This window comes from Micromonospora sp. NPDC049230 (assembly GCF_040647875.1).
Classification (GTDB): domain Bacteria; phylum Actinomycetota; class Actinomycetes; order Mycobacteriales; family Micromonosporaceae; genus Micromonospora.
This window is the reverse complement of record NZ_JBEZCZ010000085.1, coordinates 1-6,829: the sequence shown is the minus strand read 5'-3', so window position 1 is coordinate 6,829 and position 6,829 is coordinate 1. Positions and strand designations below refer to the sequence as shown.

General features: G+C 74.8%; 2 protein-coding genes. Both read left to right on the top strand.

Annotated elements, in window-relative coordinates:
• The coding region (locus AB0A95_RS34550; protein WP_357559966.1) for an acyltransferase domain-containing protein at positions 1-6,477 on the top strand (6,477 nt) is incomplete at its 5' end.
• A partial coding sequence (locus AB0A95_RS34545) for a beta-ketoacyl synthase N-terminal-like domain-containing protein (protein WP_357559965.1) occupies positions 6,474-6,829 on the top strand: 356 nt, incomplete at its 3' end. The genes AB0A95_RS34550 and AB0A95_RS34545, both read left to right, overlap by 4 nt.

Below are 6,829 nucleotides of genomic sequence, written 5' to 3'. Positions count from 1 at the left end.
CCCCACCGCGCCGCCATCACCACCACCAACCCCACCCACCTCACCCACGCCCTCACCGCCCTCACCACCAACACCCCACACCCCCACCTCACCCAAAACCACACCCCACCCACCACCACCCCCCACATCACCTTCCTCGTGCCAGGCCACGGCACGCCGCTGCGCGGCGCCCTGGCCGAGCTCTACCAGAGCGACCCGCTCATCACCGCGGCACTGGACTCGCTCGCCGACGCGGCGGGGCCGGCCAGCAAGGCGGGAATCAACGTCCTGCTCGACCCCCCGAACGGCTCCGCGGACCGCGAGGACCCGCGTCACACCCAGTCCGCGCTCTACGCGCTGGCCTGGACACTGGCCGCCTGGTGGCGGGCGCACGGGATCGTCCCGCAAACCGTCCTCGGGCACAGCGCGGGCGCGTACGCGGCGGCCGCACTCGCCGGAATCATCTCGCCGCGCGACGGCGCCCGCCTCAGCGCCGTACGCGGGAACCTCGTCGCGGACCTGCCGGGGCACGGCGCGATGCTCGCGGTGTTCGGCGACCCGGCACGCCTGGCCAGCCTGGCACCCGTCGCCAACGGCAGCGTCCACATAGCCCTGCGCAACAGCCCCCGGGAGACGGTCATCGCCGGACCGTCCGACGCCGTCGACGCGTTCGCGGCGCTGGCGGCGGACGAGGGCCTGCGCACGGTGCCGCTGTCGGTCCCTGTCGCCTTCCACACCGCGCAGGTGGAGCCGATGCTCGGCGCGCTGGGCGAGGCGTTCACCCAGGCCGCCCTGCGACCGGCCACCGTGCCGTTCGTGTCGGACACCACCGGGCTGCTCGCCGGGCCGGAGGTGGCCTCCCCGGAGTACTGGGTCCGGCACAGCCGCGCGCCCATCCACTTCGACGAGGCCCTCCGCACCGCCCTGGACCGGGGAACCACCATCCTTGTCGAACTGGGGCCGGGTGGCCTGCTCTCCTCGGCGGCGGCGGTCGCGGCCGCCAGCGGCGCCGAGTGGACCTGCGTCCCCTCGCTGCCCCGAACGACCGAACCGCACCGGCGACTGGTCGAGGCGCTCGCACGGACCTGGGTCGCCGGCGGGCCGGTCGACTGGTCACCGCAGACGACCCGCCCGGAGGTGCTGCCGGACCTTCCCCGGTACCCCTTCGAACGCCGCGAGTACTGGCTCCCGACACCGCGTACGGCCGGCCCGGCCGGCGGCACCGTCCCGGCCGGCTCGGTCAACGGCTCGGTCGGCTCGGCCAACGGCACGGCCGGCGCGGCCAACGGCACGGCCGGCTCGGTCACGCACGCGCGAACCCCCGCGCCGCTGCCCCTCCCCGTCGCGGCGGCGGGCGCGGACCCGGCCCGGGTGGGCGACCTGGTCCACCGGTTGCAGGCCGAACTGTCGGCGGTGCTCGGGCTGCACCGCCCGGAAACGCTCAGCCCCGACATCGGCCTGTTCGACCTCGGCCTCACCTCGGCGATGACCATGCAGATCCGTACGCGCCTGGAGGGCGAACTCGGGCTGAGGCTGCCGGTGACCCTGGTCTTCGACCACCCCACGATCCGCCGGCTGGCCGAGTATCTGGCTCGGATCACGCCGTCTCCGGTGGACGCCCGGGTGCCCGTACCCGTCCCCCGCCCGGCCGTCGAGCCCGCCCCGCGCGTACCGCGACCCGGCGCCGCCGAACCGCTCGCGATCGTCGGCATGGCGTGCCGGCTGCCCGGCGGTGCTGTCGACCTCGACTCGTTCTGGCAGCTGTTGAGTGACGGGCGTGACGCGACGGGCGACGTGCCCGGCGACCGCTGGGACACGCCGGCCCGGTCCGACGGCGCCGCCTCGTACGGACGGCGCGGCGGCTTCCTGGAGAGCCCTGTCGACGGGTTCGACGCCGCCGCCTTCGGCATCTCGCCCCGCGAGGCGCGCAGCATGGACCCGCAACAGCGTCTGCTCCTCGAGGTCTCCTGGGAGGCGCTCGAAGACGCCGGCGTCCGGATCGAGACGCTCGAGGGCTCCACGACAGGCGTGTACGTCGGCATCAACACCTCCGACTACCTACAGCTTCTCGCGGCGCACCCGGCCGCCGCCGACGACCCGTACCTGGCCACCGGCAACACCTTCAGCGTGGCGGCCGGGCGCCTGTCGCACCTGCTGGGCACACACGGCCCGAGTCTCGCAGTGGACACGGCGTGTTCGTCCTCGCTGGTCGCCGTGCACCTCGCCGCCCGCAGCCTGCGTTCCGGCGAGACGGACCTGGCGGTCGTCGCCGGAGTGAACCTCATGTTGTCCCCGCTGACCACGGCAAGCCTGACCCGGATGCGCGCGCTGGCCCCGGACGGGCGGTGCAAGTCCTTCAGCGCCCGGGCCGACGGTTACGGTCGCGGCGAGGGCTGCGGCGTCGTCGTCCTCAAGCGGCTCGCCGACGCGCAGGCCGCCGGTGACCAGATCTGGGCGCTGGTCCGGGGTTCCGCGGTCAACCAGGACGGCCGCAGCGCCGGGCTGACGGTGCCGAACGGGCGCGCGCAGGTCGCGGTGCTGCGCGAGGCGCTGCGCGACGCGGGAGTACGGCCCGAGGAGGTCGGCTACGTCGAGGCGCACGGCACCGGCACACCGCTTGGCGACCCGCTGGAGATCAGCGCCCTTGTCGACGCGCTGCGGCCGGAATCCGATCGCCGCGACGCGCTCTGGGTCGGCTCGGTCAAGACCAACATCGGGCACCTGGAGGCCGCAGCCGGGATCACGGGTCTGATCAAGGTGGCGCTCGCCCTGCGCCATCGCCAGCTCCCCGCCCACCTGCACTTCGAACAGCCGAGCCCGCACATCCCGTGGGGGGAGATCCCCGTCCGGATTCCCGTACGGCCCGTCGAGTGGGAGCCGCGGCACGGTTCACGGGTCGCCGGCGTCAGCTCGTTCGGCTTCAGCGGCACCAACGCGCACGTGCTGCTGGAGCAGACACCGGAATCCGCGCAGACACCGGAACCCGGGCCGCCCTCGTCTCGCCCCGACCAGCCGGACGCCCACCTGCTGCTGTTGTCCGCACACTCGCCCGAGGCGCTCGACGACACGGCCGAGGCGTACCGGCGGATGTTCGAGCAGGCACACGACGGCGCGTTGGTCCTCGCGGACGTGACCCGCACGGCCGCGCTACACCGCACGCACCTGCCCTACCGGCTGTCCGTGGTCGCCGACTCCGTGAAGCGGGCGGCGGACCTGCTGGCCCGGTCGGCGGACGACGGACGCGGTGTGCCCGGCCGACGCGAAGCGGGCGCTGGCGGGCGGGACAACCGCGACGGCGTCCGTCGCGGTGTCGCGCGCCGCGACGGCCGGGACCGGCTGATCGTCGTCTACTCCGGGCAGGGCTCGCAGTGGCCCGGCATGGGCCGCGCCCTGGCCCGCCATCCTGCCGTGGACGAGGTCATCGAGCGCTGCGACGCGGTGGTGCGCCGGATCGCCGGCTGGTCGCTGCGCGACGAGCTGTTCGCCGGCCCCGAGCGGTCGCGGCTGGACGACACTGTCGTCGCCCAGCCCGCGATCTTCGCCGTCCAGGCGGCGATCAGCCAGGTGTGGCAGGCCTGGGGTGTACGGCCCGACGCGCTGATCGGCCACAGCGTGGGCGAGATCGCCGCCGCCTACGCGGCCGGGTGCCTCACCCTGGAGCAGGCGTGCGAGGTCGCGGTGCGACGCGCGGCGGCGATGGGTGCGACCCGGGGCGGCGGGATGATGGCTGTCGTCGGGCTGGACCGGCGGGAGACCGCCGAGGTGATCGCGCCCTACGGCGCGGAGGTGTCGATCGCGGCGGTGAACAGCCCGCGCAACACAGTCGTCGCGGGCACCCGCCCGGCCATGGTGGAGCTGGCGGCCGCGGTCCGCGCCCGTGGCGTGTTCTGGTCGATCGTCCAGGAGGAGTACGCGTTCCACACGCCCGCGATGGCGGCCTCCGCAGAGGCGCTACGCGCGCAACTCGGGGATCTCGCCCCGGCACCGCCGACGGTGGCCGTCTACTCGACGGTGACCGGCGGGCCCGCGGAGCCCGGCTTCGCCGATGCCGACTACTGGGCGCGCAACGTCACCGGACCCGTGCTCTTCACCGAGGCGCTGCGCGGGGCCGCGGGGGCGGCACACCACGTCGTGCTGGAGGTCGGCGCGCATCCGGCTCTGGCGACCCCCATCCTCCAGTGCCTGGACGGGTACGGGACCGGGGTCGTCGCGGTCGAGTCGATGCGCGCGCACCACGACGGCCGTACGTCGATGCTCGACGCCGCGGGCGCGCTGCACGTCCTCGGCCACCCGGTGGACCACGCGGCGCTGCAACCGGGCGACGGCCGACGGGTCCGGTTACCGAGCTATCCCTGGCAGCGGGAGCGGTTCTGGATCCCCGAGCGGCCGGCCTGGCCCGGGACGGCGCGCGGTGCGGAGGCATCCCCGCCGGCCGACACGTCGAATGGACGAACGCCGCACCGGAGCGCCGCCGAGCGGGACATCCAGAACGACGTCGACGCGGCCCTGTACGAGGTCGCCTGGCAGCCGGACTCCCGGGATCCCGCCTCGGCGAACGGCACCGGCGGTTCCGGGGACGCCGGCCGCTGGGTGCTGACCGGCGTCGGCCCGGACGGCGTCGCGGACCGGCTGGCCGCGCTCCTGGAGGCGGCAGGGCACACCTGCGTCCTGGTCCGGTCGGAGACGCTGAGCCCAGACGACGGGTTCGCCGCGGTGGCGGAGGCGATCCGCGGTGCCGGCGACGCGCTGCGCGGCGTCGTTCACCTCGCCGCGCTGGACGCCGATCCGAGCCTGCGCACGCCCGGGCCGGAGTGGAACGAGGCACTCAGCACCTCGTGCGGCCCGCTCCTGACCGCGCCGCGTTCGTTATCGGCACCGGGCATCGCGGCCGGCGCGCGCCTCTGGGCGGTCACCCGCGGCGCCGTCGCGGCCGGCGACGCGCCGTGCGTGCCGGTGCTGGCACCCGCGTGGGGGCTCGGACGCGCCGTGTCGATGGAGCAGCCGGGAGTCTGGGGTGGCCAGATCGATCTCGATCCGCGGTACCCGGATCCCGACGCGGAGGCCGCCACGATCGCCCGTGAGATCCTCCACCCGGACGCCGAGGACCAGGTCGCGTACCGCGCCGGGCAGCGCATGGTTCCCCGGCTGGTACGAGCCGATGCCGGCCGGAGCCCGGGCGACGTCGTACCCACGCCCCGCACGCTCGATCCCGAGGCCGCGTATCTCGTCACCGGTGGTCGCGGGGCCCTGGGTGTGCTGTTCGCCGAATGGCTGTACCGGCGCGGGGCGCGGCACCTGGTCCTGCTGGGACGCGGCCCGCTGGCGCGGGAGGGAACAGCCGCCGGGCCCGCCGACCCGGTGGACGCCGAACGCCACACCATCGCCGCCATCGAACGGCTGCGCCGTGACGGTGCCACGGTGTACACCCCGGACGGCGATGTCGCCGACCCCGTGGCGATGCGCGCGGTGTTCGACCCGCACCGCGCACCGTGGCCGGCCGTCCGTGGTGTGATCCACGCCGCGGGCCTGTTCGAACTCCGGCCGCTGGCGGACATCGACTGGGCCGGGTTCCGCGCGATCCTGCGGCCGAAGGTCGAGGGCACGCTCGTCGTCGCCGCGGCGGCCGAGGATGCCGCGCTGGACTTCTTCGTGTCCTGCGGTTCGGCCTGGTCGGTCTTCGGGGCCGCGCTCGCCGGGCACCTCGTGGCCGCGTGCCACTTCCAGGACGTCTTCGCGCACGACCGCGCGCAACGGGGCTATCCCGCGCTGACCGTCGACTGGGGCTGGTGGGCCGACGGCTCGCTCGCCCGGGAGCACGGCGAGTCCTTCCGGGCCACCGGAACCGCGCCGGTGAGCCGGGACCTGGGCTTCGCCGCGCTGGACCGACTCACCGGCGTGGCATCCGACGAGGCCCCGATCCGGTGCCAGGTCGCGGTCGCCCCGTTGGACTGGAACCGGCTGCTGCCGGTGCTGGAGGCGAAGCGCTCGCGGCCGATGTTCGCGACGATGCGCCCGACCGGCGAGACGGGTGGCGCCCACGACGAGGAGTTCGCCCGCCGACTGCGTGCGGCTGGCGACACGGCGGCAGGTGTCCGGATGTTGGAGGACGCGGTCCAGGTCGAACTCGCTGTCGTCCTCGGCCGGCCGGCCGGGTCCCGGATGGACCGCGAACTCGGCTTCTTCGACGCCGGGATGGACTCGATCACCAGCGTCGAGTTGCGGGACCGGCTCGCCCGGCGGCTGGGCACCGACGTGCCAGCGACCGCGGCCTTCGAGAACCCCACTGTCGCGGCGCTGGCCAGATTCCTGCTGTCTGAGCTGGTCGGCGGACCACCGCAGCCACCGGCCCCGACCCTGAACGGCGCGAAAGAGCCGGCGGCGCACCCGGCCGAGCCGGCGGTGGACCTGGCCGGGCTGGAAGCGGAGCTCGCCCACCTGAGCGAGGACGACCTGTTGGGGCTCCTGAAGCAGGAACTGGACACGGGAGGCACCGCATGAGGGCCGTCGACGCGACCGCAGCGCCCGAGGAGCGGGACAGTCGTTCGGAACGCGAGGACCTGCTCCGGCGGGCGCTGCTGGAGTTGCGGGTGGCGCGGGCCGAGGCCGCCGCCCTGCGGGCGGCGCGCACCCAGCCGATCGCGGTGGTGGGTATCGGGTGCCGGTTCCCCGGCGCGGACGGCCCCGAGGAATTCTGGCGACTGCTCACCGAGGCACGCACCGCCATCACCCCCATCCCCACCGACCGCTGGGACAATGACCGCTACTACCACCCCGACCCCGACACCCCCGGCCACACCTACGCCCGCCACGGCGGCTTCCTCACCGACGTCCGCGGCTTCGACCCCACCAT